21 protein-coding genes, 1 pseudogene and 1 riboswitch are annotated in these 23,876 nt (G+C 65.0%); of the genes and pseudogenes, 15 read left to right on the top strand and 7 right to left on the bottom strand.

Annotated features, from left to right (window positions below; genetic code table 11):
- A partial coding sequence (locus ACZI8Q_RS10730) for a thioesterase domain-containing protein (RefSeq protein WP_463373491.1) occupies positions 1-1,317 on the top strand: 1,317 nt, incomplete at its 5' end.
- A 4-nt stretch (positions 1,318-1,321) separates the two neighbouring features.
- Here the strand turns inward: ACZI8Q_RS10730 and ACZI8Q_RS10725 are convergent.
- On the bottom strand, positions 1,322-2,272 hold the full coding sequence (locus ACZI8Q_RS10725; RefSeq protein ID WP_463373490.1) for an alpha/beta hydrolase: 951 nt from the start codon (positions 2,270-2,272) through the stop codon (positions 1,322-1,324).
- A gap of 83 nt (positions 2,273-2,355) precedes the next feature.
- Here ACZI8Q_RS10725 and ACZI8Q_RS10720 point away from each other — a divergent pair, with 83 nt between their 5' ends.
- From ACZI8Q_RS10720 to ACZI8Q_RS10705, 4 genes are all read left to right on the top strand, one after another.
- On the top strand, positions 2,356-2,697 hold the full coding sequence (locus ACZI8Q_RS10720) for a YidH family protein (RefSeq protein ID WP_463373489.1): 342 nt from the start codon (positions 2,356-2,358) through the stop codon (positions 2,695-2,697).
- Between the two features lie 40 nt (positions 2,698-2,737).
- Positions 2,738-3,748, top strand: a complete 1,011-nt coding sequence (fgd, locus tag ACZI8Q_RS10715) for a glucose-6-phosphate dehydrogenase (coenzyme-F420) (protein ID WP_463373488.1) — start codon at positions 2,738-2,740, stop codon at positions 3,746-3,748.
- 64 nt (positions 3,749-3,812) lie between these two features.
- Positions 3,813-5,921, top strand: coding sequence for a phosphate acetyltransferase (gene pta, locus ACZI8Q_RS10710; RefSeq protein ID WP_463373487.1), 2,109 nt, complete (start codon positions 3,813-3,815; stop codon positions 5,919-5,921).
- Positions 5,918-7,117: an acetate/propionate family kinase gene (locus ACZI8Q_RS10705; RefSeq protein ID WP_463373486.1), complete on the top strand. Its 1,200-nt coding sequence runs from the start codon at positions 5,918-5,920 to the stop codon at positions 7,115-7,117. The genes pta and ACZI8Q_RS10705 overlap by 4 nt, the downstream gene beginning before the upstream one ends.
- Before the next feature lie 22 nt (positions 7,118-7,139).
- On the opposite strand, the gene ACZI8Q_RS10700 is transcribed toward ACZI8Q_RS10705, so the two are convergent.
- The 3 genes from ACZI8Q_RS10700 to ACZI8Q_RS10690 are packed head-to-tail and all read right to left on the bottom strand — an operon-like array spanning position 7,140 to position 11,848.
- Positions 7,140-9,452: a serine/threonine-protein kinase gene (locus ACZI8Q_RS10700; protein WP_463373485.1), complete on the bottom strand. Its 2,313-nt coding sequence runs from the start codon at positions 9,450-9,452 to the stop codon at positions 7,140-7,142.
- A gap of 3 nt (positions 9,453-9,455) precedes the next feature.
- Positions 9,456-10,460: a glutamate ABC transporter substrate-binding protein gene (locus ACZI8Q_RS10695; RefSeq protein ID WP_463373516.1), complete on the bottom strand. Its 1,005-nt coding sequence runs from the start codon at positions 10,458-10,460 to the stop codon at positions 9,456-9,458.
- Between the two features lie 41 nt (positions 10,461-10,501).
- Positions 10,502-11,848 (bottom strand): hypothetical protein, encoded by a 1,347-nt coding sequence (locus ACZI8Q_RS10690; RefSeq protein ID WP_463373484.1) that lies wholly within the window; start codon positions 11,846-11,848, stop codon positions 10,502-10,504.
- A gap of 183 nt (positions 11,849-12,031) precedes the next feature.
- Between ACZI8Q_RS10690 and ACZI8Q_RS10685 the strand changes: the two are divergent.
- A pseudogene (locus ACZI8Q_RS10685) lies at positions 12,032-12,481 on the top strand (NUDIX domain-containing protein); the annotation flags it as partial.
- A 61-nt stretch (positions 12,482-12,542) separates the two neighbouring features.
- Here ACZI8Q_RS10685 and thiE read toward each other — a convergent pair.
- Entirely contained in the window at positions 12,543-13,262 is a 720-nt protein-coding gene (thiE, locus tag ACZI8Q_RS10680; RefSeq protein WP_463373515.1) for a thiamine phosphate synthase, read from the bottom strand.
- Between the two features lie 26 nt (positions 13,263-13,288).
- A riboswitch (TPP riboswitch) is annotated at positions 13,289-13,399 on the top strand.
- Here thiE and thiO point away from each other — a divergent pair.
- The 7 genes from thiO (at position 13,397) to ACZI8Q_RS10645 (ending at position 19,870) form a co-directional block, all read left to right on the top strand.
- Complete coding sequence (gene thiO, locus ACZI8Q_RS10675) at positions 13,397-14,470, top strand: glycine oxidase ThiO (RefSeq protein ID WP_463373483.1); 1,074 nt, start codon at positions 13,397-13,399, stop codon at positions 14,468-14,470. Its footprint overlaps the riboswitch before it by 3 nt.
- Positions 14,467-14,709 (top strand): sulfur carrier protein ThiS, encoded by a 243-nt coding sequence (gene thiS, locus ACZI8Q_RS10670; protein WP_463373482.1) that lies wholly within the window; start codon positions 14,467-14,469, stop codon positions 14,707-14,709. The genes thiO and thiS overlap by 4 nt, the downstream gene beginning before the upstream one ends.
- Positions 14,702-15,469 carry a thiazole synthase gene (gene thiG, locus ACZI8Q_RS10665; RefSeq protein ID WP_463373481.1) on the top strand — a complete coding sequence of 256 codons (768 nt, stop codon included), beginning with the start codon at positions 14,702-14,704 and terminating at the stop codon, positions 15,467-15,469. The genes thiS and thiG overlap by 8 nt, the downstream gene beginning before the upstream one ends.
- A 117-nt stretch (positions 15,470-15,586) precedes the next feature.
- The gene (locus ACZI8Q_RS10660) at positions 15,587-16,528 is read left to right on the top strand and encodes an ABC transporter ATP-binding protein (RefSeq protein ID WP_463373480.1); all 942 of its coding nucleotides are present in this window, start codon (positions 15,587-15,589) and stop codon (positions 16,526-16,528) included.
- Entirely contained in the window at positions 16,528-17,322 is a 795-nt protein-coding gene (locus ACZI8Q_RS10655) for an ABC transporter permease (protein ID WP_463373479.1), read from the top strand. Before ACZI8Q_RS10660 ends, ACZI8Q_RS10655 begins: the two co-directional genes overlap by 1 nt.
- 175 nt (positions 17,323-17,497) lie before the next feature.
- The gene (locus tag ACZI8Q_RS10650) at positions 17,498-18,949 is read left to right on the top strand and encodes a M28 family metallopeptidase (RefSeq protein WP_463373478.1); all 1,452 of its coding nucleotides are present in this window, start codon (positions 17,498-17,500) and stop codon (positions 18,947-18,949) included.
- A 78-nt stretch (positions 18,950-19,027) separates the two neighbouring features.
- Entirely contained in the window at positions 19,028-19,870 is an 843-nt protein-coding gene (locus ACZI8Q_RS10645) for an adenylate/guanylate cyclase domain-containing protein (RefSeq protein WP_463373477.1), read from the top strand.
- A 22-nt stretch (positions 19,871-19,892) separates the two neighbouring features.
- Here the strand turns inward: ACZI8Q_RS10645 and ACZI8Q_RS10640 are convergent, their stop codons facing one another.
- A complete protein-coding gene (locus ACZI8Q_RS10640) occupies positions 19,893-21,494 on the bottom strand; it encodes a hypothetical protein (protein WP_463373476.1) in 1,602 nt (533 codons plus the stop codon).
- An 87-nt stretch (positions 21,495-21,581) separates the two neighbouring features.
- Here ACZI8Q_RS10640 and ACZI8Q_RS10635 point away from each other — a divergent pair, with 87 nt between their 5' ends.
- Entirely contained in the window at positions 21,582-22,304 is a 723-nt protein-coding gene (locus ACZI8Q_RS10635; protein ID WP_463373475.1) for a FadR/GntR family transcriptional regulator, read from the top strand.
- Entirely contained in the window at positions 22,301-22,930 is a 630-nt protein-coding gene (locus tag ACZI8Q_RS10630) for a hypothetical protein (RefSeq protein ID WP_463373474.1), read from the top strand. Before ACZI8Q_RS10635 ends, ACZI8Q_RS10630 begins: the two co-directional genes overlap by 4 nt.
- A gap of 63 nt (positions 22,931-22,993) precedes the next feature.
- On the opposite strand, the gene thiD is transcribed toward ACZI8Q_RS10630, so the two are convergent.
- Complete coding sequence (gene thiD, locus ACZI8Q_RS10625; protein WP_463373473.1) at positions 22,994-23,833, bottom strand: bifunctional hydroxymethylpyrimidine kinase/phosphomethylpyrimidine kinase; 840 nt, start codon at positions 23,831-23,833, stop codon at positions 22,994-22,996.
- Between the last annotated feature and the right edge of the window lie 43 nt (positions 23,834-23,876).

Raw genomic sequence — 23,876 nt, 5'->3', positions numbered from 1 at the left:
GAGGTGGAGTCGGTGTTGTGTCGGTGTCCGGGGGTGTCGGGTGCGGTGGTGGGGGTGGTCGATGGTCCGGTGGGGTCGGTGTTGGTGGGGTGGGTTGTTGCCGAGTCTGGGGTGGTGTTGGTGGAGTCGGTGGTGCGTGCGTTCGTGGGGTCGGTGTTGGTGGGGTTCATGGTTCCGCGGGTGGTGGTGTTGGAGCGGTTTCCGTTGTCGGTGTCGGGGAAGGTGGATCGGTCGGGGTTGCCGGTGCCGGTGTTCGGGGTGTCGGGTGTGGGTGGTGTGTCGGGGGTTGTGGGTGTGGTGGTGTCGGTGTTCGAGTCGGTGTTGGGTGTGTCGGGTGTGGGTGTGGGTGATGATTTTTTCGTGGTGGGTGGCGATTCGCTGGCCGCAACACGAGTCGCAGAACAACTTTCGGATCGGCTCGGGAGTCCTGTCCCCGTGCAGTGGGTTTTCCTTTCCCCCACCCCTGCCGGCCTCGCCCGGATGATCGAGGTACCCGACTCGGCCTCGCTCGCCGAGTCGGAACCCGAATCGGAGCCCTCGATCCTCGACGTCTTGGTGTCGCTTCATGCGTCGGCACGCGGAGAGCCACTCTTCTGCATTCATCCCGCGGGTGGGCTGGCACTCGGCTACGCGGGATTGAGTCGCTACCTCCAGTCGGATCGACCTGTCTACGGCCTCCAACTCCCTCTTCTGGGCGGGGGGCCGCGCTACCACTCCGTCGACACGCTTGCCCGCCGATATGCATCGGAGGTACGGAAGGTGAGGCCCTACGGTCCCTACCACCTGCTGGGGTGGTCGTTCGGTGGACTGATCGCGCACGCCGTCGCCGGCCAATTGGCGCCGGCCACGGTGACCGTCACCATGCTCGACAGCTATCCGCCCGGCGACGAAGAGTCCGACCGCGGTGTCGACGAACGTCCCGAAGAATGGCTTCGAGGGCTCGGGCTCGACCTCGACCGCGAATCGGGTGAGACGGACAGTGACCGTCTGGTGTCGTTCGTCCAGCGCGTGTTTCACCTGGGGATCGGTGCGGCGCGATCACTTGTCGGTCGCCTCGGTGAAGGACTGGCCGATTCCAATCTCATGGCCCGTGACTTCGTGCCCGCAGCGTTCGAGGGAGACGTGCTGTTCTTCGCCGCGGAAGGTTCTGCCGGTATACCCGGCGCCGACCCGAACGCCTGGCGTTCGGCGATCACGGGGAACATCGACGTGCATTACGTTCCGGGTGATCATCTGGGCATGACCAGTGCGGAGGCGTTCGCCGTGATCGGACCGGTACTGGATGCATACCTGGATGCCCGGCACCGGAATCGATAGGGCCTCACGCCCCGATCGCACCACCGATGACCGGCCACGAGTCGCGGAGTTCGGTTTCGAACAACCCCCACGAATGTGTTCCCTGGGGCAGGTAGCGGAACGTGGCCGGGATCCCGAGTGACGCCAGTCTGCGCTCGAATGCGTGGGTGCACACGTTCGTGACCATCTCGACGACGCTGCCCCCGATGGTCTGCGGAACGACGAGCGCCGGATTGTGATCGTCGATGGGGCCGGGAATCCCGTTGCCACTGGAGACGAACACAGCAGTTCCACGCAGACGTTCGGCATTGAGCATAGGGTCGTGCTTGCGCCACAGGGGAGCGGTGATCGGACCCCACATGTTGGCGGCGTTCCCGCCGCCTCGGAGTTCCACCATGGACCGCACCATGGCCTGTCCGATGATGCCGCTCGTCTGTGCACAGCCACTGTAGGAGCCGACCGCACGAAACGTTCCAGGCGATTGGATGGCCAGGTCGAGCACCGAACTTCCTGCCATGGAAACGCCGCCGATCGCATTGACACCGGTGGTAGCGAGCTTGCCGTCGATCGCAGCGGGAAGCTCGCGAGTCAGGTACGTCTGCCACTGATTGCGTCCCAGAACCGGATCGTCGGCGATCCAGTCGGTGTACATGCTGTACTCGCCGCCTACCGGCATCACCACGTTGACGTGCTTGTCGTCGAAGAACTCGCGAACGTTCGTGTTGTTGAACCACGAGATGCCGTCCGTACCCCCGCCGATACCGGTGAGCAGATAGAAGGTCGGTGCGGGTCCGCCTCCTGCTGGAGTGATCACGTCGTTGGCGATCCACCGTCCCATCGAGGGCGAATACACATCGATGCGAAGAGTCCGCGAATCCGCGGTGGCCGTGGGCGTCGCCACCAGCGCCCACACGAGCGACAACACCATCAGAGCAGGAATTGTCAGAAATCGAACGTTAGACCGCCCATGACGCATGGTGACCCCTGATTGCTCGGCGTGGTTTCAGCGTAGACCCGGTAACGGCGAGCTCGAAGCACTTTCGGTGTCAGTATGGAAGCGTGACCTCACCGGAGAGGCCGGACGAAAGGTTCACGCTCGCAAGCGAGCGCACCTTCCTGGCGTGGATGCGCAGTTCCCTGGCCCTGCTGGCGGGCGGTATCGCGATGATGCATCTGGTTCCGGAGTTCAGTACCAGTTGGGTCCGCACCGCGCTCGGACTCGCGTTGATTGCGCTCGCAGCCGCTGCGGCGTTGGTCGGGATGCGCCGATGGCGGCAAGTGGAGAAGGCGCTCAACGAGGGCTCGCCGATGCCGCGGCCCCACGAAATGTGGCTCTTCTCGGTGAGTCTGATCGCGGTCGCTGCGGGTGCGGGTATCGCCAGCATCGTCGCTGCGTTCTAGTGTGCAGGCAGTAGACGGGACAGACGGAGAAGGAGCACACGTGTCGCAGGAACTGAAGCTCGGATACAAGGCCTCGGCGGAGCAGTTCGGTCCGCGGGAACTGGTGGAGCTGGGTGTGCTCGCGGAGGCACACGGGATGGATTCGGCCACGGTGTCCGATCATTTCCAGCCGTGGCGCCACGAGGGAGGACACGCGCCGTTCTCGATCGCCTGGATGACGGCTGTCGGTGAGCGTACGGAGCGGCTGCAGTTGGGAACATCGGTGATGACGCCGACCTTCCGTTACAACCCTGCCGTCGTGGCGCAGGCGTTCGCGACGATGGGATGCCTGTACCCGGGCCGCGTGATGGTGGGTGTCGGAACCGGTGAGGCACTCAACGAGATCGCAACAGGGTTCGACGGACCCTGGCCGGAGTTCAAGGAACGCTTCGCCCGGCTGCGTGAATCGGTGCGGCTCATGCGTGAGCTGTGGCTGGGTGACCGGGTCGATTTCGAGGGCGAGTACTACACGACGCGCGGTGCCTCGATCTACGACGTCCCCGAAGGCGGTATTCCCGTGTACATCGCGGCGGGTGGTCCCGTCGTCGCCAGATACGCCGGCCGCGCCGGAGACGGCTTCATCTGCACGTCCGGCAAGGGGATGGAGCTGTACAACGACAAGCTGATGCCCGCCGTCGCCGAGGGAGCGGCCAAGGCAGAGCGGGACGTCGCCGAAGTCGACAAGATGATCGAGATCAAGATCTCCTACGACACCGATCCGGACAAGGCGTTGGAGAACACCAGGTTCTGGGCGCCGCTGTCGCTGACCCCGGAGCAGAAGCACAGCATCGAAGATCCGATCGAGATGGAGAAGGCTGCCGACGCGTTGCCGATCGAGCAGGTCGCGAAGCGGTGGATCGTTGCGTCCGATCCGGATCAGGCCGTCGACATGATCAAGCCGTACCTCGATGCCGGTCTCAACCACCTCGTGTTCCACGCACCCGGCCACGACCAGCGTCGATTCCTCGACCTCTTCGAGCGCGATCTGGGACCGCGGCTCCGCCGCCTGTGAGTGGTTGACGAGCCTGGGGACTCGTCAACCACTCACAGGCGCGAAGCGCATATAGGGTGATGACATGCCCGCCACATCCGTGAACGCAGCCGTGTCGAGTGTGTACATCGCCTCTCCCGAGGGCGATACCGGTAAGTCGACCGTCGCGCTGGGTGTCCTGCAGATGCTGTGCGCATCCGCCGCCCGGGTAGGCGTGTTTCGGCCCATCGCCCGCTCGACGGAGGAACCCGACTACATCCTCGAACTCCTCCTCGAACACACCACCGCAGATCTGACCTACGAACAGTGTGTCGGCGTGACATACGAACGAGTCCACAACGACCCGGAGGGCGCACTCGGCGACATCGTCGCGAAGTATCACGACGTGGCGCACGAGTGCGACGCCGTGGTGATCGTGGGTAGCGACTACACCGACGTCGGAAGCCCCAGCGAACTCGGCTACAACGCGAGGATCGCGGTGAATCTCGGGGCACCGGTCTTGCTCGCTCTGCGCGGCGCACGGCGAACACCGAACGAGGTCGCGCAGCTCGCCCAGATGTGCGCCGCCGAACTGTCCGCTCATCATGCCCATCTGCTGGCCATCGTCGCCAACCGGTGCGAGCCGGACGAACTCGAGAAGGTGACGGCCGCACTGGGCGAGATGCCGGTTCCGGCATGGAGTCTGCCCGAGATCCCGCTGCTCGTTGCGCCCACCATGATGGAGTTGCTCGAGGCCGTCGACGGCTCCCTCTACAGCGGTGACGCCGAGTTGCTCCACCGCGAAGGATTGTCCGTGATGGTCGGCGGTATGACCGTCGAACATATTCTGGAACGGCTCACGGACGGTGTGGTCGTCATCGCTCCTGGTGATCGATCGGACGTGCTTCTGGCGCTGGTCAATGCGCACGAGGCGGAGGGCTTCCCGTCACTGGCGGGCATCATCATGAACGGTGGGCTCGAACCGCATTCTGCGATCGCCGATCTGATGGCCGGCTTGAAACCCCGACTGCCCATTCTCGCCACGAAACTGGGCACGTTCGATACGGCCAGTGCCGCAGCGCAAACCCGTGGCCGGGTCGCGGTCGGTTCGCAGCGGAAGGTCGACACCGCGCTCAGCCTCATGGAGCAACGCGTGGACGGCTCCGAACTGTTGGGCCGGCTCGAGCTCGAGATTCCGTCCGTCGTCACACCCCAGATGTTCGAGTACCAGCTGATCGACCGGGCCCGGGCGGACCGCAAGCACATCGTGTTGCCGGAAGGAGACGACGATCGCATCCTGCGAGCAGCCGGACGTCTCCTGCAACGGCGGGTCGCAGATCTGACTTTGCTCGGTGACGAGGCGAAGATTCGTCGTCGCGCTGCGGAGCTGGGTGTCGATCTGTCTGCGGCTGCGGTACTCGATCCTCGTGAATCGGAGCATGCCGATACGTTCGCGGAGGAGTACGTGAGGCTGCGCAAGCACAAGGGCATGACCGTCGAACGTGCTCGCGAGACGATGCTCGACATCTCCTACTTCGGGACCATGATGGTGCACCTGGGAATTGCCGACGGGATGGTCTCCGGGGCCGCGCACACCACGGCCCATACCATCCGCCCGTCGTTCGAGATCATCAAGACGAAACCGGACGTTTCCACGGTGTCGAGTATCTTCCTGATGTGTCTCGCGGATCGTGTATTGGCGTACGGTGACTGCGCGGTGGTTCCCGATCCGACCGACGAACAACTCGCAGACATCGCCATTTCATCGGCGCAGACTGCCGCCCAGTTCGGCGTCGAACCACGGATCGCGATGCTGTCGTACTCGACGGGAGATTCGGGCAGCGGTGCAGACGTCGACAAGGTTCGGTCGGCAACGGCACTGGTGCGTGATCGCCGATCGGACTTGCTGGTGGATGGTCCCATCCAGTACGACGCCGCGGTGGAGCAGAGCGTTGCCGACAAAAAGATGCCGGACTCGGAAGTGGCCGGTAAGGCAACGGTGTTCGTCTTTCCCGACCTGAACACGGGCAACAACACTTACAAGGCTGTTCAGCGCAGCGCCGGCGCGGTTGCCGTCGGACCGGTTCTGCAGGGGTTGAACAAGCCGGTCAACGACCTCTCGCGTGGGGCATTGGTGCAAGACATCGTGAACACGGTGGCCATCACCGCAATTCAGGCACAGGGAGTGAACCAGGCACGGGGAGTGAAGCAGTGACCGACGCTACCGACGGAACAGTCCTCGTCATCAACTCTGGTTCGTCCTCGATCAAGTTTCAGTTCGTTCGTCCCGGCGACGGGCACACGGCCGGGTCCGGGCTGATCGAGCGAATCGGAGAGCCCGAGGGGCGAATCGTCTTCCACCACAGTGGTGGCGACATCGAGCGCACGTTGACGATCGTCGACCATCGTGCCGGCCTGAAAATGCTGTCGGACATCGTGGCCGAAGTCGGTAGGCCGTTGCGTGAATCGGGCATTATCGCGGTTGGACACCGGATCGTGCACGGCGGCAAGGTGTTCTACGAGCCGACATTGATCGACGACGCGGTGGTGTGCGAGATCGACCGCTTGTCGTCGCTGGCCCCGTTGCACAATCCTCCCAACGTGATCGGGCTCGAGGTTGCTCGGGAAGAACTGCCCGACATCCCTCACGTCGCTGTCTTCGATACTGCGTTCTTCCACTCGCTGCCGGCCGCAGCTGCCACGTACGCCATCGATCGGGAAGTGGCGAAAGAACACGACATCCGGAGGTACGGATTCCACGGCACCTCGCACGAGTACGTGTGCGGGCGTGCTGCCGCATTCCTGGACGGGGATCCTGCCGAGCTGAACCAGATCGTGTTGCACCTGGGCAACGGGGCCTCGGCATCGGCCGTCAAGGGTGGTGCGGCCATCGACACGTCCATGGGGCTTACTCCCTTGGAAGGGTTGGTGATGGGAACCCGGTCCGGCGATATCGACCCCGGCGTCGTGTTTCACCTGCGCCGCAGCGGAGGCCTCGACGTCGATGAGATCGACAATCTCCTCAACCGGCAGTCCGGTCTCCTCGGCCTGTCCGGGGTGAACGATTTCCGGGCATTGTTGAACCTGGTCGACAAGGGCGACGAGGATGCGAAGCTCGCCTACGACGTGTACGTCCATCGGCTGCGTCGCTACATCGGCGCGTACCTGGTGGAACTCGGTGGAGTGGATGTCATCACGTTCACCGGCGGTGTCGGAGAGAACAACGCCGATGTTCGTCGTGACAGCCTGGCCGGTCTCGGAAGGCTGGGAATCGTGGTGGACGAGGCCAGGAACACGGAGAAGAATCGCGACGAGCGCCGCATCTCCTCGGATCGATCGGACGTGGCGGTTCTCGTGATACCGACCGACGAAGAGCTTGCCATCGCCCGGGCGGCCGCAGAGTTCGTGTGACGATCCCGTATGGGGTCACAAGTCAGAGAAGGCTTTTCGGTCGGATAGCGTTCGCGAGATCGACGAGCGTGTAACGGTGAGTGCGCTCGGGTGCGCTGCGGGCCAATGCACGCAGCCCGGACTCGGTGCCTTTGCGGAGTCCACGCTCGGTGAACGGCACACCGAGGATCGGCTCGCGGTCCTCGGATGCGGCATGGCCGGATCGCACCCAGTCCAGTGCCGTTCCGAGGACCAGTGTTCGTATCTGCAGGACCCGACCCTCCTCGGGCGGTAGCGATTCGACCCTGGTGGCTGCGTCGCGCAGCGCGGGTTCGCCGATCTCGTTGATCGCGCGTCCGGACAACAGCGTGAGCACACTCGACATTCGGGCGGTGGTGAAGTGACGAGACGATGTCGGCACCTGATCGAGTGCCGTCAGGGCGTCGCTGATCGTGCCACGTTCGGTGAGCATGCGTGCCAGGCCGAATGCGGCACTGACGTTGTTGCGGTCGGTGCGCCACACCGTCCGGTAGTAGCGTTCGGCAAAGTCGCGCCACTGCTCCGGGTCCGGGCTCTCCCAATGCCGCAGGACCAGTTCCGCAGTGGCGGCCAGCGCAAGCTTCGGTGCCGCCTCGCCGGGCATCGCGGCCAGTACGGCTTCGAAGCTTGTGAAGGCGTTTTCGTATTCCTCGTCGATCAGGCTGGCAAGCCCGGCGTACCAATCGATACGCCAACTCGAGCCGAGTTCGGATTCGAGCTTGTTCAACAGCGCCTTTGCCTCGACCGAATCTCCCAGGTCCAGGTGGGCTTTCACCTCGGCGAGCGTCAACTCGCGGGTAAAGGACGTGTCGATGTTGCCGACGATCCGTTCGATTCCGTTCTCCCGTGCGTGCCGAATGGCATCGAGGGTCTGGTGCGGCGCGCTGTGCACCGTGGCGGCGAGCAACTGCGCATTCGGGTCGGCGGGATCGATGAGCGGGACCGGAAGGGCCGCAACCACAGAGGCGCCGCACAGGTTCGTGTCGCGTTCGAGGCCGTCGACGTAGACGTCGGTTTGCTCCACCGACTCGTCTGTTCCGAAGGTGGTTCTCTGCCTGCTGAATGCGGTGGACAGGCCGGGGTGTTCGGCACCGGTCTGCATGGACAGTATTTCGCGTAGCACCCCGAGGAGTTGCCCGGTCAGTTCCTCGGCGGACTCGAACCGGCACTTCGGGTCCGGGTTCGTCGCGCGCAGCAGCAGTCGGTGGAAGAACTCGTGCTCTGCCAGCAGTGGTGCCTCCTCGGGCTCGGGAAGCCCGTCGCGCAGACGGCCGTTGGTGGTGGCCATGTCCATCGTGAGGACGGCGAGTGTACGACCGACGGTGAAGATGTCGGAGGTCACCGTGGGCCCGGTCTCCATGATTTCCGGTGCCTGGTAACCAGGGGTGCCGTACAGGTACCCGTAGTCCTCGATGCCGGCGACGGCACCCAGATCGATGAGTTCGAGCGAGTCCTCGGTGACCATCACGTTGTCGGGTTTGAGGTCGTTGTACACCAGCCCGGTCGAGTGCAGGTAGCCGAGCGCGGGCAGGATCTCCAGAACGTACGCGATCGCTTGTTCGACGGGAAGTCGTTGCGGAAGTGGATATCCCGCCAGTACGTCCCGCAGTGAGTTACCGCCGACGTACTCCATCACGATGTACCCCATCGGAGTGCCGTCCGGCAGCGGATGCTCCACGAAATTGAAGATCTTCACGATACTCGGATGCGTGACCTCGGCCAGGAACTGGCGTTCGGCCACTACGACCGCTTGCGCTTCCGCGTCCCCGGCGTGCAACAGGCCCTTGAGTACCACCCAACGGTCACTCACGTTGCGGTCGATGGCGAGGTAGATCCAGCCGAGCCCGCCGTGAGCGATGCAACCCTGAACCTCGTACTGCCCACCCACCAGGTCGCCGGGCGACAGTGCCGGACGGAAGTCGAACTCGACGCCACATTTCTCACAGGCGCCGTGGTCGATCCCCTTCGCCGTGGCACCGGTCCGCCCGACCGGATGACTGCACTTCCAGCAGAACCGTTTACGCTCGGCGACGGTGGGGTCGTCCATCACCGCGGAGGCCGGGTCGACCGTCGAGACCATCGGCACCTCGACCAGCCCTCCACCGATCCGCAGGCGTCGACCGGTTCGCGCGACCGACGAACGCGTCGAGCGACCGGAACTTGCGGTGGAAGGATGCGTGGCGTCGGACTTGCGCTGCGCAGCCTGCGTCGTCTCGGGGCGGTGTACTGCTTGTGTCTTCTCCGGGCGGTGTACTGCCTGGGTTGCTTCGGGCCGCTGCGCCGCCTGGGTGGTTTGATCGTCTTCGTTGTCGGCCATGAGTCAGTCCTTGTAGACGGCGGTCGGAGGCCGTTCGGTGTCGCCGAGTACGGACAGCCACCGGTCGTAGAGTCTCTGCCATGTTCCGTCGTGGCGAATGCGTTCGAGTGTTGCGTTGACGAATCGCACGAGGTCGTCGCGGCCTTTGGTGATACCGATACCGTACGGCTCGGTCCCGATGCTTTCGCCGACGATCTCGAGATAGGGATCCTGCGACGCGAGACCGGCGAGGATGGTGTCGTCGGTGCTGACGGCATCGACCTGCCGCTGCTGGAGGACTACGAGACAGTCGGCCCACATGGGCACGGTCACGATGGTGGCCTCCGGCACCAGTTTCTGCAGACGGCTGAGCGAGGTGGTGCCACGTGCGACGCAGATCCGTTTGTCGGCAAGGTCGTCGAGGCCGGCGATCTCGGCGTCCTTCACCACCAGAATCCGTTGGTGTGCTTCGAGGTACTCGGTGGAGAACGCGACCTGTTCGCGGCGGTCACAGGTCATGGACATGGTCTTGACGACGATGTCCACCGTCCCTTTCTTCAGTGCCTCTATGCGGTTCGCGGAGGTGAGGATGCGGATGTCGACGCGGTCGGGGTCGCCGAACAGGTCACGCGCGACCTCCCGGGCGATGTCGACATCGAATCCTGTGACGGTTCCGGTTGCGGGGTCACGAAAACTCATCAGGTTGCTGCCGGTGTCGAGTCCGACGATCAACCGTCCACGCGCCCGGATGTTCTCGACGTTGGGCATGGCGGCGGGGTCGGTGCCCGGTGGGAACGGCCGCAGACTCGCGACGGGGTTGCCACAGTCCGGTTCTGGCGAAGTCGCACCGACCTGCGCGGGGTCGGGCGCGATACTTGCCCCGGACGGCAACGGCGGCTCCGTGTAGGCCAAGTCCGGAGCCTCGACCTGGATCGTCTCGGGTTCGCCGCAGGCGCCGACCAGAAGAGCGAGCGCGGCGATGGCCACGGCCGCGCGCTTGCGTGCCCTGGTCATGCGTGCCCTGGTCATGCGTGCCCTGGTCATGCGTGCCCTGGTCTTGCGTGCCCTGGTCACTGGTACTCCCGAAGTCGCGGCCACAAACCGACGATGATTCCACCGAACGCGATGACGGACAGCACCAGCGCACCAGGTCCGAGTGCCGTGAGTACGTCCGAGGCGCTCGAGAGCCGAGACCGGAGTTCGTTACGGGCCTCGACGATACCCTCGGTGAGTGCGTCGTCGAGTGCGGTGAACTGGGCCGTGGATCTGTCCGGTCCTGGTCCGACGGTGATGTCGGCTGCCGTCTCGAATTCTCCGGCATCGAATGCGGTCTTCATGTCGGCGTGGGAATCGGACCACTGCCTCCACGACGCGATTGCCCGTTCGACTTCGTCCTGGGACACATCGGTGTCGCTGTTCGCGTACTCGCCGAGTGTGAAGGTGAGGTGTTCTGCCTTGTCCCGGTAGGCCTCGTCGTAGTCCCCGACGGAGTCACGACGCACCAGTTTCAGTGTTTCCTCGGCACGAGCTTGCTGAGACAGGATGCGGGCCGTCGTCAGTTCGTGAAGTGGTTCGGTCCCGCCGTGCAGGGCCCGTCGCACGTCCATGGACGAGAGCAGTCCCGTACCGAGCAGCCATACCAACAACACTCCCATGGCGGCCGACCCGAGGATGAGGCCCACGTTGAGTGTTCGACGAGTTCGCCGCGCCATCAGGACCTGAGCGACGACGAGGGCGACCAGTGCCGCGAGGAGTAGCGCGATGGCCGCCCACGGTGGCTGGACGAATTCCCGCTGCGTATCGGCGACGTTCTCGGCCTGACGCGCATACAAGTTCTGTGCCATCGGCAGCAGCCCGGTCTGCATCAGCGTCGAGGCCTCGGTGAGATAGGAGGCGCCGACGGGGTGCCCACTGCGGTTGTTGGCACGTGCCGTCTCGATCAGACCCGTGTACACCGTGAAGTCGGTCGCGATCGACGCCAGGAGTCGGCGGCTGCCGGTGTCGCCGTCGGCAAGTCCGGCTGCCGCATACACCAACTCGGCGGATGCGACGCCCACCGCCTGGGTGTACTTGTCACGCACCGCCTGCGGTTCGATGCCGCCGGAGATGAAGGCAGTCGTGGCTGCGGCGTCGGCGACGGAAAATGCGCCGTAGAGGTTCTGGGCCGAGTCCGCCAGCGGCTCGGTCTCCGCCAGCAAGGTGTCGAGGGTGGACTGTCTGCTGTTCACGGATGCCGAGGTCACGATGCCGGCAGCCAGTGTGAGTACGACGAGAAGCGCCCCCAACGCGGTCAGCCGGGCCGGAGTCGAGAGCAGGAACTGGCGTAATTCCTGTCTGCGGGCCATGCGGGGGTCGGACGACTTCTCAGCGGCAGCATCCCCACCGTGCGGTTCGATGGACGGGGCTTCACGGAGCATCGCAATGTCACCCCCTCTCGTTGGGCCTACTCACCCGAGGAGCATATAAGTAGGGTCGCTCATCGAAGCGAACTATGTCGTTCCCTGCTATGTCGTTCCCTGTCGAGATCGGTCCCTGTCGAGATCCGCGAGGTCGGCTAGGGTGTGGGCACTGCAGGGTGATCGAACCGACAGGGGTAGTCGATGCGCGGTGACGGTGACGGTTGGGCGGTCAGCCCGGACGGAACTCGCCATTGGGGCAAACATGGGGCCGCAGGTCTACTGCTGCGCGCTCCGGCTGCGGACGGTACCCCCACGGTGCTGTTGCAGCATCGGGCGGCGTGGAGTCATCAGGGCGGTACCTGGGCGCTGCCGGGCGGTGCGCGCGACTCTCACGAGAGCACCACCCACGCAGCGGTGCGCGAGGCCGAGGAGGAAGCCGGCATCGAGGGCGATGCGATCGTCGTGCGTGCCGAGGTGGTGACCATGACGGTGGACGGCGGGTGGACCTACACAACCGTGATCGCCGATGCCGACAGTCAACTCGAAACGGTGCCCAACGGTGAGAGCACCGAACTGCGGTGGGTTCGGGAAGATCATGTCACGTCGTTGCCCCTGCATCCCGGGTTCGCCGACGCCTGGGCGCGGTTGCAGCAGGCGATGCTGAGCATTCCACGGGAATCCGGCGTCGATCGCTGATCGCCCCCTGCGTTGGTCAGGTCGGTCGGTTATCCCGTTCGCCTGAGACGCGGAGTCTCTCGCTGAGTGACCTGGCCGCCTCTCGAGGGTCCGATGCCGCGGTGATGGCACGGACCACGACGATGCGGGTGGCGCCGGCGTCGAGGATTTCGGGTAGGCGCGCCTCGTCGATACCGCCGATCGCGAACCACGGACGATTCGGCGCGGCGGCGGAGGTGGAACGTACGAGGTCGAGTCCTGCGGCGCTGCGTCCGGGCTTGGTGGGTGTCGCCCATACGGGGCCGGTGCAGAAGTAGTCGATGCTCTCCTCGATTGCAGCGAGCCCGGCCTGCGCCCGGTTGTGGGTGGACCTGCCGATGATCACGTCGGGTCCGACGATGTCGCGGGCGTACGGAACCGGAAGGTCTCCCTGGCCGAGATGGAGCACGTCGGCACCGGCGGCGTGAGCCATGTCGGCACGATCGTTGACGGCGACGAGTGCGCCGTGCCGATGCGCCGCCTCGGTCAGCACCGACAACGCGATCAACTCGTCCTTCACGTCCATCGGACCGAACTGCTGCTCGCCGGCCGAACCCTTGTCCCGCAGCTGAATGATGTCGACGCCACCGGCCAGTGCGGCTTCGGCGAACTGCGCCAGATCACCCTTCTCGCGGCGGGCATCCGTGCACAGGTACAACCGGGACGCTGCGAGGCGGGCACGGCGGTCGATGTCGTTGCTGCGGTGTGTGGGGGTCACGGCCATGACGGTAACCTTCGAAGAAGAACAGTTGTCACGGGAGTCCCTGGATCGCGGGGCTGAGAGGGGTCGACGCCGGCCCGACCGTCGAACCTGACCCGGATCATGCCGGCGCAGGAAGTCTAGGAGGAATTGTGGCGCGCTCGTTGTCCGTCGTGGGTGGCGGGGTCATCGGCCTGTCCGTTGCATGGCGGGCAGCACGGCAAGGGTGGTCGGTCCGTCTGTACGACGCGGCGAGCGGTTCCGGTGCGTCGTGGGTGGCGGGCGGAATGCTCGCCCCGCTGTCGGAGGGCTGGCCAGGTGAGGAGCATGTGCTCGGTCTCGGCGGCGCTTCGCTGGAGCGGTGGCCCGACTTCGGAGAGGAACTCGAGGCCGGAGCCGACGTATCGCTGTTCACCTCCTCCAGTTCGTTGACTGTTGCGCTCGACGGTGCGGATGCCGAGGATCTGCGCACCATCGCCGATTGGGTGGGCACGCAGGGGTACGACGTGGACATCGTCGATCGGGCGAGAATCCGGGATCTCGAGCCGGTGTTGGGGCCCAAGGTGCGGCTGGGGCTGCTGGCCCGCTCCGAACTGGCGGTCGACAATCGCCTGCTTCTCGTTGCCCTCCGAGAGAACGCTCGGGCGGCCGGCGTGGAATTCACGGAAGAGAACGTCCACGATCTCGACGACCTCACCACGGATCAGGTAGTGCTGGCGGCAGGGTTGGCGGCACCAAGGCTGTGGCCGGGACTGCCCGTGCGGGCGGTGAAGGGGGAGATCCTCAGATTGGGTACCAGGCCGGGTGTGACGCCTGCGCCGACCCGTACGATTCGAGGCACCGTTCACGGCCGTCCCGCATACCTGGTGCCGCGTGCGAACGGGATCGTGTTGGGTGCCACCCAATACGAAACCGGCGAGGACACTCAGGTCACAGTGGGAGGAGTCCGTGACCTCATAGCGGATGCCGAGGCGCTGATGCCGGCGATCGGTGAGTACGAACTGAAAGAAGCGGCAGCAGGTCTACGACCGATGACTCCGGACAACTTGCCACTGATCGGCCGATTGTCCGATCGTGTTGTAGTGGCTGCAGGACACGGACGAAACGGCATCCTGCTGACACCGGTCACCGCTGACGCGGTGGTGGCGTTGTTGGACGGGAGCACACTCGAGGAGGCCGAGTGTGCGAACTCCGAACGATTCCGGAACGTAGTGAGGAAGCGATGAACGAACAGAATGTGGGACGAGTCGGCGGCATGACCATCCCCATCGGGATCAGCGTCAACGGCACGGACCACGAGTTGACCGAGCCCACGACGGTGCTCGAGCTGCTCGAGCGATTGGACCTGCCGACGAAGGGCGTGGCGGTTGCGATCAACGGTGAGGTCTTCTCACGTGCCCGTTGGTCGGAAACCGTCGGTCGTGGCTGGGAGATCGAAGTTCTCACGGCGGTGCAGGGTGGGTGACACCGCGACCGGTGACCCCGGCAAGTTCACGATTGCAGACCGGGTTTTCGACTCCCGGCTCGTCATGGGCACCGGGGGCGCCGTCAATCTTGCCGTCCTCGAGGAAGCGCTCGTTGCTTCCGGCACCGAGCTGACCACTGTGGCGATGCGTCGGGTCGATGCGACCGGTCGAACGGGAGTACTGGATCTGCTGCGGCGCCTCGGCATCGCTCTGCTTCCCAACACGGCGGGATGCCGTGGCGCCGCCGAAGCTGTTCTCACCGCACAGCTCGCACGCGAAGCTCTCGAGACGAACTGGGTGAAACTCGAGGTCATCGCGGACGAGCGGACGCTGCTGCCCGACGCGATCGAGCTCGTCCGCGCGGCCGAACAGCTCGTCGACGATGGGTTCGTGGTGTTGCCGTACACCACCGACGACCCGGTTCTGGCTCGCCGCCTGGAGGACGTCGGGTGCGCGGCGGTCATGCCGCTCGGTTCGCCGATCGGCACCGGCCTGGGCATCTCGAATCCGCACAACATCGAGATGATCGTGGAGGGCGCGGAGGTTCCCGTCATCCTCGATGCGGGGATCGGCACCGCGAGCGATGCGGCTCAGGCGATGGAACTGGGATGCGACGCAGTTCTCCTTGCTACCGCAGTCACTCGTGCCAACGACCCGGAGATGATGGCTTCGGCGATGCGCGGGGCGGTCGCTGCCGGGTACCAGGCTCGTCACGCGGGCCGCATACCCAAGCGGTTCTGGGCGCAGGCCTCGTCCTAGGGGGTTTTCGGGGGATCCTCGGGGGCACTGTTCGGGGTGACTGTGGTACCGCAGGACTACTAGTGAACAGCCCCACGGCCGATGCGCGGGCCCCGCATCCTTGGCATCCTTGTCGGCATGATCGAAGTCAACGGATTGACCAAGACCTTCGGGCAGACGAAGGCCGTGGAAGACCTGACGTTCACCGTGAAGCCAGGCATCGTCACCGGCTTCCTCGGGCCGAACGGTGCGGGTAAATCGACAACCATGCGGATGATTCTGGGGTTGGACAGGCCGACCGCCGGAACCGCACTGATCGACGGTAAGCACTATCGCGAATTGCAACAGCCTCTGCGGACGGTGGGTGCGCTTCTCGATGCCAAGTGGGTTCATCCCAATCGGTCCGCACGCGCTCATCTTCAGTGGATGGCGGCCGCCAACTCGATCCCGAAGAGCCGGGTCGACGAGGTGCTGCATCTCGTCGGGTTGACCGACGTCGCGGGCAAGAAGGCCGGCGGCTTCTCTCTCGGCATGTCCCAGCGTCTCGGTCTTGCCGGTGCTCTGCTCGGTGACCCCAAGGTGCTGCTGTTCGACGAACCGGTCAACGGGCTCGATCCGGAGGGCATCGTCTGGATTCGCAAGTTCATGCAGCGTCTCGCTGCGGAGGGCCGCACGGTTCTCGTGTCCAGCCACCTGCTGTCGGAGATGGCCCTGACCGCCGAGCACCTCGTCGTCATCGGGCGTGGCCACCTCAAGGCGGACACCTCGGTGAAGGAATTCGTCGACATGGCCTCCGAGTCCACGGTCCGGGTACGCAGTCCACAACTCGACGCACTGCGTAGCGCACTCACCTCGCAAGGACTGACCGTTCGCGACGAAGGATCCGGCGACGTACCCGCCCTGCTCGTGCTGAATTCCAGCACCGAGGCGATCGGCGCGATCGCGGGAGCCCAGGGCGTCGTCCTGCACGAGTTGTCGTCGCAGCGGGGGTCGCTCGAGGACGCATTCATGAAGTTGACAGGAGACGACGTGCAGTACCACGCCGAAGGCGTCGAAGATGTGATGAGGGGAGCCCTCTGATGGCTGTTCTGGCTGCAGAACGAATCAAGTTGACCACTACTCGGTCGCCGTGGTGGTGCACCGCCATCATCATCGTGCTGGGGCTCGGTCTCGCTGCGGTGATCGGGTGGTCTGCGAAGCTGGGCCTCGAGTCGTACCAGGAACAGATCGCCGCCGGGGAGGATCCGGGATTCGATCCCTTCCTGCCGACACTCGCGGATGCCGTGGGCGGCGTGTCCGGCTTCGGCGTGCTCGTGCTGATGATCCTTGCCGCACTGGCCGTGACCAGTGAATACCGTTTCGGAGTCATACGGACGACGTTCCAGGCGATCCCCAACCGGGCGTCGGTACTCGTCGCCAAGGCCGGTCTGATCGGTGTGGGTGGCGCGCTCTTGACCCTTGCGCTCACGTTCGGCGCATATGCGATCGCCAAGATGACCGCAGGTGACGAGGCGGGCGCAGCGCTCACCCTGTCCGGTAGCGACGCCTGGCGTGCGATCTACGGTGTACCGATCTTCGCCTTGTTGTGTGTGGTGCTGGCGGTCGGTGTCGGTGCCCTCGTGCGGCAGTCGGCCGCCGCGATCGCGCTGCTGCTGTTGTGGCCACTGCTGATCGAGAGCCTGTTCGGCCTGTTCGGTGAGATCGGCCGGAACGTGCAACCGTTCCTGCCCTTCGCCAACGCGAACCAGTTCCTCGGGGTGCCGCAGGGAATCGACTTCCATTGGGGTCCATGGGGCAGCCTCGTGTACTTCACGGTCTTCGTCGCGGTCGTGTTCGGTGAGGCAATCGTGGCTGTGAACACCCGCGACGCCTGACGAACACGCCCGGGACACCCCGGGCCACTGCAGGCGACTACAGTACTTTCGTCCTCCCGCCCTGTGCAGACGTACGTCGGGAGGTCTGCACAGGGCAGTGCGGGAAGACGAAAGCCGGTGGCCGGTGCGAAAACCATTCGCACCGGCCACCGGTGTCTTGCGTTAGTCTCGGCCGATGCGATTACGGGGAGTCTTCACGGTCGGTGTGGCAGGAGCGCTTGCTCTCGCAGGATGTTCGTCCGGTGACGACGAGACGCCGGTGCCGGTCGACGCACACGTGCTGGCGGAGTCGGTCACGATCGATTCGGTGGTGGACCACCTCGAGAAGCTCGAAGAGATTGCGGCGGACAACGACGGAAACCGGGCAGCCGGCACTTCCGGCTACGCCGCCAGCGTCGACTACGTCGCGCAGACCCTGCGTGAGAGCGGGTTCGATGTCGAGACGCCCGAATTCGAGTACCACTCCTTCGATGTGAAGTCGGAGCAGTTACGCGCTGACGGCCAGGACATCGAGGTGCAGGCACTTGCGTACTCGCCCTCGACAGGCCCGGACGGAATCACCGCACCCGTCGTGGCGGTACCCGCAGACGAGACCCCCGGCTGCGAGGTCACCGACTACGACGGACTGGACGTCACCGGCGCCGTGGTGGTCGTGGATCGTGGCGTGTGTCCATTCGCGGACAAGCAGAAGGCCGCAGCCGAGCGCGGAGCCGCCGCCGCTGTTGTCGTGAACAACGAAGAAGGGCCCTTGGTCGGAGGGACGCTCGGCACCCCCGACGCGGGCGAGATACCCGTCGCCGGCGTGAGCAAGGACGATGGCGCGGACCTCGTCGCTGCCGACGAAGTGACGCTCACGCTCGAAACCGAAACGACGACCTCGACGGGCCGCAACGTCATCGCGCAGACCACCACCGGATCCACCGACGACGTGGTCATGGTGGGCGCCCACCTCGACAGCGTGCCGGACGGCCCCGGCATCAACGACAACGGAACAGGTGTCGCCGCCACGCTCGAGACGGCGTCGCAGCTCGGCGGCAGCCCGAACGTGCACAATGCCGTCCGGTTCGCATTCTGGGGCGCAGAGGAACTGGGACTGCGTGGTTCGACGGCGTATGTCGAAAGTCTGACCCCGGAGCAGAAGTCGGACATCGCCCTGTACCTGAATTTCGACATGCTGGGATCGGAGAACCCTGGCTACCTCGCCTACGACGGTGACGACTCGGATGCGTTCGGTGCGGGCCCGGGACCGAAGGGTTCGGCCGGTATCGAACGCACCTTCGTCGACTACTTCGAGAGTGTGGGCGTCGAAGTCGACGGTACCGACTTCGACGGACGCTCCGATTACGGCCCGTTCATTGCGGCGCAGATCCCGGCAGGTGGCGTGTTCAGTGGGGCAGACGGACAGAAGACCGCCGAACAGGCGCAGGACTGGGGTGGCACCCCGAATGTCGCGTACGACCGGAACTACCACAGCGCGGACGACACTCTCGCCAACATCGATCGGGAAGCGCTGGCCCAGAATTCGGCGGCAGTCGCCTACGCGGTGGGCGTGTATGCGCAGGATCTGGATGGCCCGAATGGCGTGCCTACCGGGACGGAACGCGAGAAGGCCCGCGCTGGACAATGAAGCGCGAACCGCGCGGGGCAATGAAGCGCGAACCGCGCGGGGCAATGAATCGTGTGACGCTGCGTTACGCTCACGCTCGTGAGTGATGATCCGATCGACTCCAGCCAGGCTCCTCGCGCGCATTCGGGTCGCTCGGTTTCGGCGTGGTTGTCGGCGATGAACGGGCACCGGCCATTGGTCGACGGGCTTCGCCGGGTGCGTCGCGTTCTACCCGGAGACCCGGCGTTCGGTGATCCCCTGTCCACAGCGGGGCCGGGGAGTGCACGGGCGTTGGCGCGCATTGCCGATCGGGCGCAGGGCGATCAACCCGGGGCTTCGCGTGAGGTGAGCCTCGGCGCTCTCCAGGTGTGGCAGGCATTGCTGGAACGGGCCGGGCAGGGTCGCGGAACTTCCGAGGTCACCATCGTGTTCACGGACCTCGTCGGATTCTCGAGTTGGGCACTTCCAGCCGGAGACTCCGCCACGCTCGGCCTGTTGCGCCGAGTCTCGTCTGTCGTCGAAACACCGATGTACGACCGCGGTGGGAACGTCGTCAAACGTATGGGTGACGGCATCATGGCCGTCTTTCCGAGCGCCGATCGTGCGGTGGAATCGGTGTTCGTCGCACGTGCCGCCTTGGCGGAGGTCGAGGTCGACGGGTACCGCCCCCGTATGAGGGTGGGACTACACACCGGTTTGCCACGCAGGATAGGCGCCGACTGGCTGGGCGTGGACGTGAACATCGCGGCTCGAATCATGGCGCTCGGCGGTGATGGCAAGGTGATGGCCTCCTCTGCCACGCTCAGTGCGTTGCAGCCGGGAACCCTCGAGACGCTGGGGATCACGACGAAGCCGTGGCGAAGGGCGTTCTTCGCGCCGCAACCTAGCGGAGTCCCCGAAGATCTGGGCATCTGGCGGTTGCGGGCGGAGACCGGAAGCTGATCTGCGGCCGCTTCCTCACTCCTCAGGTTCGGTTCCAGACTCCCAAGGGTGCGGTCAACAGTCCGGCGGGCGATATCACCAGTTGATTCCTTGTTGCGCCGACCCCGATTTCGTAGATGTCCTTGCCGTCGAGGTGATTGCGGACGAAAGTGCCGAGCTCTGCGTTCTCTTCCGCCCAGGGCTGTGCAGTTCGCAGGTCGAGGGCCCCTTCGAGGGTGCGTGGGTGCTCGTCCAATCCGGGGCCGCGGGGGATCAGCCGGAGTGCGTCGGTGGTGTGCATTTCGATGTCGTATGTCCGCCCGCTCGGTGCGGTCAGGACCACGTCGTGAGTTGTCTGCGCCCAGTCGAAGTGCTCGACCAGCGCGGTCCACCCACCAGGCAGTGGGCCCGAGTAGGAGAGCTCGCTGGCCGGTGCCAGCGTCAACGACGACTGATCGGCGGAGGGGTCGGCCTCGGTCAGGATCGGCTGCTTCAGAGGCTGTCCCGTCGGCGTGAATTCCCAGGACGAAGCGCTCAGTCCCTTGTGCCAGTAGCCTGTCCGGCCGTCGCGGCGTCCTTCGACGCGCAGTTCGCGGTCCTCCACTGCCGGTCCGGTGACGTTGATGGAGATGCGGGAGGTGATCTCGCCGGGGATCTTGACCTGGTGCTGCCAGTCCGGTCCGGGGAGTGAGACCCCGGTGAAGCGCGGGTCGAATCGTTCCTGAAGTTGGGTGGGCGCTTGCGGCGCCGGTGTCTGTTCCTGCCAGGTGTAGCGGTGCGGAATGTGGTTGGCGCCGGCCAGGTCCAGGTCGTACTTGCGGGTGTAGATGTCGCCGTAGCGGTTCATCACCATGTTGACCGAGCCGGCGGAGGAGATGGAGTTCGAGATGAATCGCCCGTCCAACGGCCCACCGATTTCGTAGCTGTAATCGGCGGGCAGCCACGGGTCTTGGTAGACGATGCGGGAGCCGTCACCCGTCAGGCTCACCACCTGCACCAATCCTGCCGTCAGTGGGTGCTGGTTTCCCTCGGCGTCGACGAAACTGTCCGAGACCCGGTGGCTGAGGGCCCACTTGCCCGGTTCCTGGGCACCGTCGGGGACTGTCATTCCCGGCCACAGCCAGATCGGCCCCCCGAACGAGCGGGTCCAGTTCCACACCATCGGACCCGAGAGCACGTTGTCGAGGGAGTAGATCCACCCGTTCCCGTCCAAGGCAACGACCATGTTCCCGTCGACCGAAATGGCGGCGATGTGCCCATCGAGGCAGCCGGGGGTGTTCACCGTGCGCCACGGACCGTCGGAACCGCGCGGGCGGGTGTAGAGAGAACCGTCACTGAGCGCGAATTCGGCGTAACTGTTGAATCCCTGCGCGCCATCGCGCAGGTGCATGTCCGCCGGCAGATCGAGCCCGGCGGGTGCAGGAGCGAGGTCCTCGAACTCGGAGAGCCCCTTCACGCTCGGAAGCGGGGTGACCAGACCGGGTAGCGGCGGAATGAGCTGGTTCGTCCCGATCGGGGGAACACAGTCGAGTGGACGCGATTCCGACGCGCCAGCAGGCGCCGCACCTTGGGTGCAGGCGATGCCGATTGCGACGCACACCGCGTACAACGACGTGCGAGTGAACCGGTTGTTCATGCGTTCCATGTCCCCTCCGAGGTTGCTCGGGCAGTAATGTACCTCAACTGGTCAATCCAGTTGATCAGTTTGTTCGAGCCGGTAGTGTCCGGTGCCATGGAAGCCGTCCCCATTGCCCGAGCCACAGTCAGTGACGGCGTCTTCGCGCAGCTCGCAGACGGAATATTGGCGGGGAAGGTCCGCCCTGGTGACCAATTGTCGTCGGAGCGCGACCTAGCGGAATCCTTCCGCGTCAACAGGCACGCCGTCCGCGAGGCACTCAAACGACTACAGCAGTCCGGCCTGGTGCGCGTCGCGCACGGCAGCAAACCCATGGTCCTCGACTGGCGCACCCACGCCGGTATGGACACCCTCTCGATGGTCGCCCGCTCCGGTGCGCTGCCTGCCCCGCACCTGATGCGGGACATCATGGTTATGCGGCGCACGGTTGCCGCAGACGCGGCACGCCTGTGTGCGCTCGAAGCGGACGAATCGCAAATCGAGGAGATCCGCGATGCCGCCGAGCGCTATGCGGCGCCCGACGACAGCACCATCGCGGAGGTGGATCTGGAGTTCTGGCAAGCGGTGTTCGCCGGATCGGGCAACGTGGCCTATCAGCTCGCCCAGAACACACTCGTGACCGGCTACACCGATATCGGGTGGGACACCCTCGCCGAACTCGGCATTCATGCTGCGGAGTACGACGATCCACAAGGCCATATCGACCTCGCGGGGCGAATCGCCGCACGCGACAACACAGGCGCCTACGAACTCGCCCACGAGGTGCTGGGGCGGGCTGTCGCCGCGGTGACCGCCGCAGAAGGGCTGGGCGCTCGATGACCGATTCCGCCGGAGCAGCACTCGAACACTTGCGGGACAGCTCGCAGTTCCAGTGGTACGTGATTCCGCTGCTACTGATGGTGCTGTACGTGTACAGCGTCGAGGTCGAGCGACGGAACTGGAGCCTGGTGCTCGGTGGGCTCGCGTTCTGGGGTATGGACTGGTTCAACGAAATCTGGAACTCTGCGGTGTTCCATGCGACCGGTAGGGCTCCGGTCTGGGGCGCTCCCGGAGACTCCGCGTATCAAATCCTCATCGGGCTGAACATCGAAATCAGCTTCATGTTCGCGATCATGGGCATCGTGGCGATCAAGATATTGCCCGCCGACAAAGACTTGCGCATTCTCGGGGTCAACAACCGAGTCGTGTTCGCATGTGTCGGCGCGGGACTCGCCGTGGGAATCGAGATCCTGCTCAATCAGATGGGCGTCCTGACCTGGGAATGGTCCTGGTGGAGTGCGGGCATGCCGATATTGATCTTCTTGGTCGGCTACCTGCCGTTCTTCGCCGCCGCGTATCTGGTGCACGACATGACCAAGCTGCGCCACCAGATCACCGCCGTGTCGATCATCTTCGGAGTCGACGCGACAGCGCTCGTCGTTCTCGGATCGGTGGGATGGCTCTGACGGCTCAGAAGCGGTCCAGCCCAGCGTTCGTTGGAACAAAGTGGTGCAGCGTTGGAACAAAGTTCAGTGCAGCCGCCAGAACGGTGACACCGGGCCGTGCCCCGCACCGAGGTCGTACGACGACTCGAGACATTTCGTGACCCACTCCTTGCCGAACGCGACGGCGTCCGGCACCGTGTGCCCGTTGGCCAGAGCGCAGGCGATGGCAGCAGCCAGGGTGTCGCCGCCGCCGTGATCGTTTCCGGTGGGGATACGGGGGCTGGTGAACTCGAGGAACGTGTCGCCGTCGAACAGCAGGTCGGTGCTGGTCGACGACGTGCGCAGGTGCCCGCCCTTCACGATCGACCACCGTGCACCCAATGCATGCAGGGCTTCGGCGGCCCGCCGGGCGCTCGCATCGTCGACCACATCTATGCCCGTGATGAGACGCACCTCGTCGAGGTTCGGGGTGACCACCGTGGCGATGGGGATCAGGGTGTTGCGGACTGCGTCGAGAGCTTGCGCATGCAGCAACGGGTCGCCGTGCATGGACGCGCACACCGGATCCACGACGAGAGGCACCGGTTGGTCCCGTCCGATTCCGACCTCGGTGCACACATCGGCGACCGCTTCGATGATGGCCGTGGACGCCAGCATCCCGGTCTTCGCAGCCCCCACCCCGATGTCGCCGACGACACTGCGGACCTGCGCGGCGACCACGTCGGGCGGAACTTCGTGGAAGCCGCTGACGCCGACCGAGTTCTGCACGGTCACCGCCGCTACGGCGACACACGCATGGACGCCGCAGAGGGCCATGGTGCGTGAATCCGCCTGAATACCGGCGCCACCGCCGGAGTCGGTTCCAGCGATGGTGAGAGCCCGTACCGGGGTTTGTCCGTCGGGGGTCAGTGGCAGCACGTTCACAGCGTGAGACCCTACCGACCTCGCCCTTCGCTCCCGTGCGTGG

Source organism: Rhodococcus quanlei (genome assembly GCF_055231015.1).
The sequence above is the reverse complement of the archived record's forward strand: the minus strand, read 5'-3'. Positions and strand labels throughout refer to the sequence as shown.

Bases quoted from the DNA above. Each gene is read 5' to 3' on its own strand.
- ACZI8Q_RS10725 (WP_463373490.1), bottom strand. From the start codon at position 2,272: ATGCGTCATGGGCGGTCTAACGTTCGATTTCTGACAATTCCTGCTCTG.
- pta (WP_463373487.1), top strand. From the start codon at position 3,813: ATGCCCGCCACATCCGTGAACGCAGCCGTGTCGAGTGTGTACATCGCC.
- ACZI8Q_RS10700 (WP_463373485.1), bottom strand. From the start codon at position 9,452: ATGGCCGACAACGAAGACGATCAAACCACCCAGGCGGCGCAGCGGCCC.
- ACZI8Q_RS10695 (WP_463373516.1), bottom strand. From the start codon at position 10,460: ATGACCAGGGCACGCATGACCAGGGCACGCAAGCGCGCGGCCGTGGCC.
- ACZI8Q_RS10690 (WP_463373484.1), bottom strand. From the start codon at position 11,848: ATGCTCCGTGAAGCCCCGTCCATCGAACCGCACGGTGGGGATGCTGCC.
- thiS (WP_463373482.1), top strand. From the start codon at position 14,467: ATGAACGAACAGAATGTGGGACGAGTCGGCGGCATGACCATCCCCATC.
- ACZI8Q_RS10660 (WP_463373480.1), top strand. From the start codon at position 15,587: ATGATCGAAGTCAACGGATTGACCAAGACCTTCGGGCAGACGAAGGCC.
- ACZI8Q_RS10655 (WP_463373479.1), top strand. From the start codon at position 16,528: ATGGCTGTTCTGGCTGCAGAACGAATCAAGTTGACCACTACTCGGTCG.
- ACZI8Q_RS10650 (WP_463373478.1), top strand. From the start codon at position 17,498: ATGCGATTACGGGGAGTCTTCACGGTCGGTGTGGCAGGAGCGCTTGCT.
- ACZI8Q_RS10640 (WP_463373476.1), bottom strand. From the start codon at position 21,494: ATGGAACGCATGAACAACCGGTTCACTCGCACGTCGTTGTACGCGGTG.
- ACZI8Q_RS10635 (WP_463373475.1), top strand. From the start codon at position 21,582: ATGGAAGCCGTCCCCATTGCCCGAGCCACAGTCAGTGACGGCGTCTTC.
- ACZI8Q_RS10630 (WP_463373474.1), top strand. From the start codon at position 22,301: ATGACCGATTCCGCCGGAGCAGCACTCGAACACTTGCGGGACAGCTCG.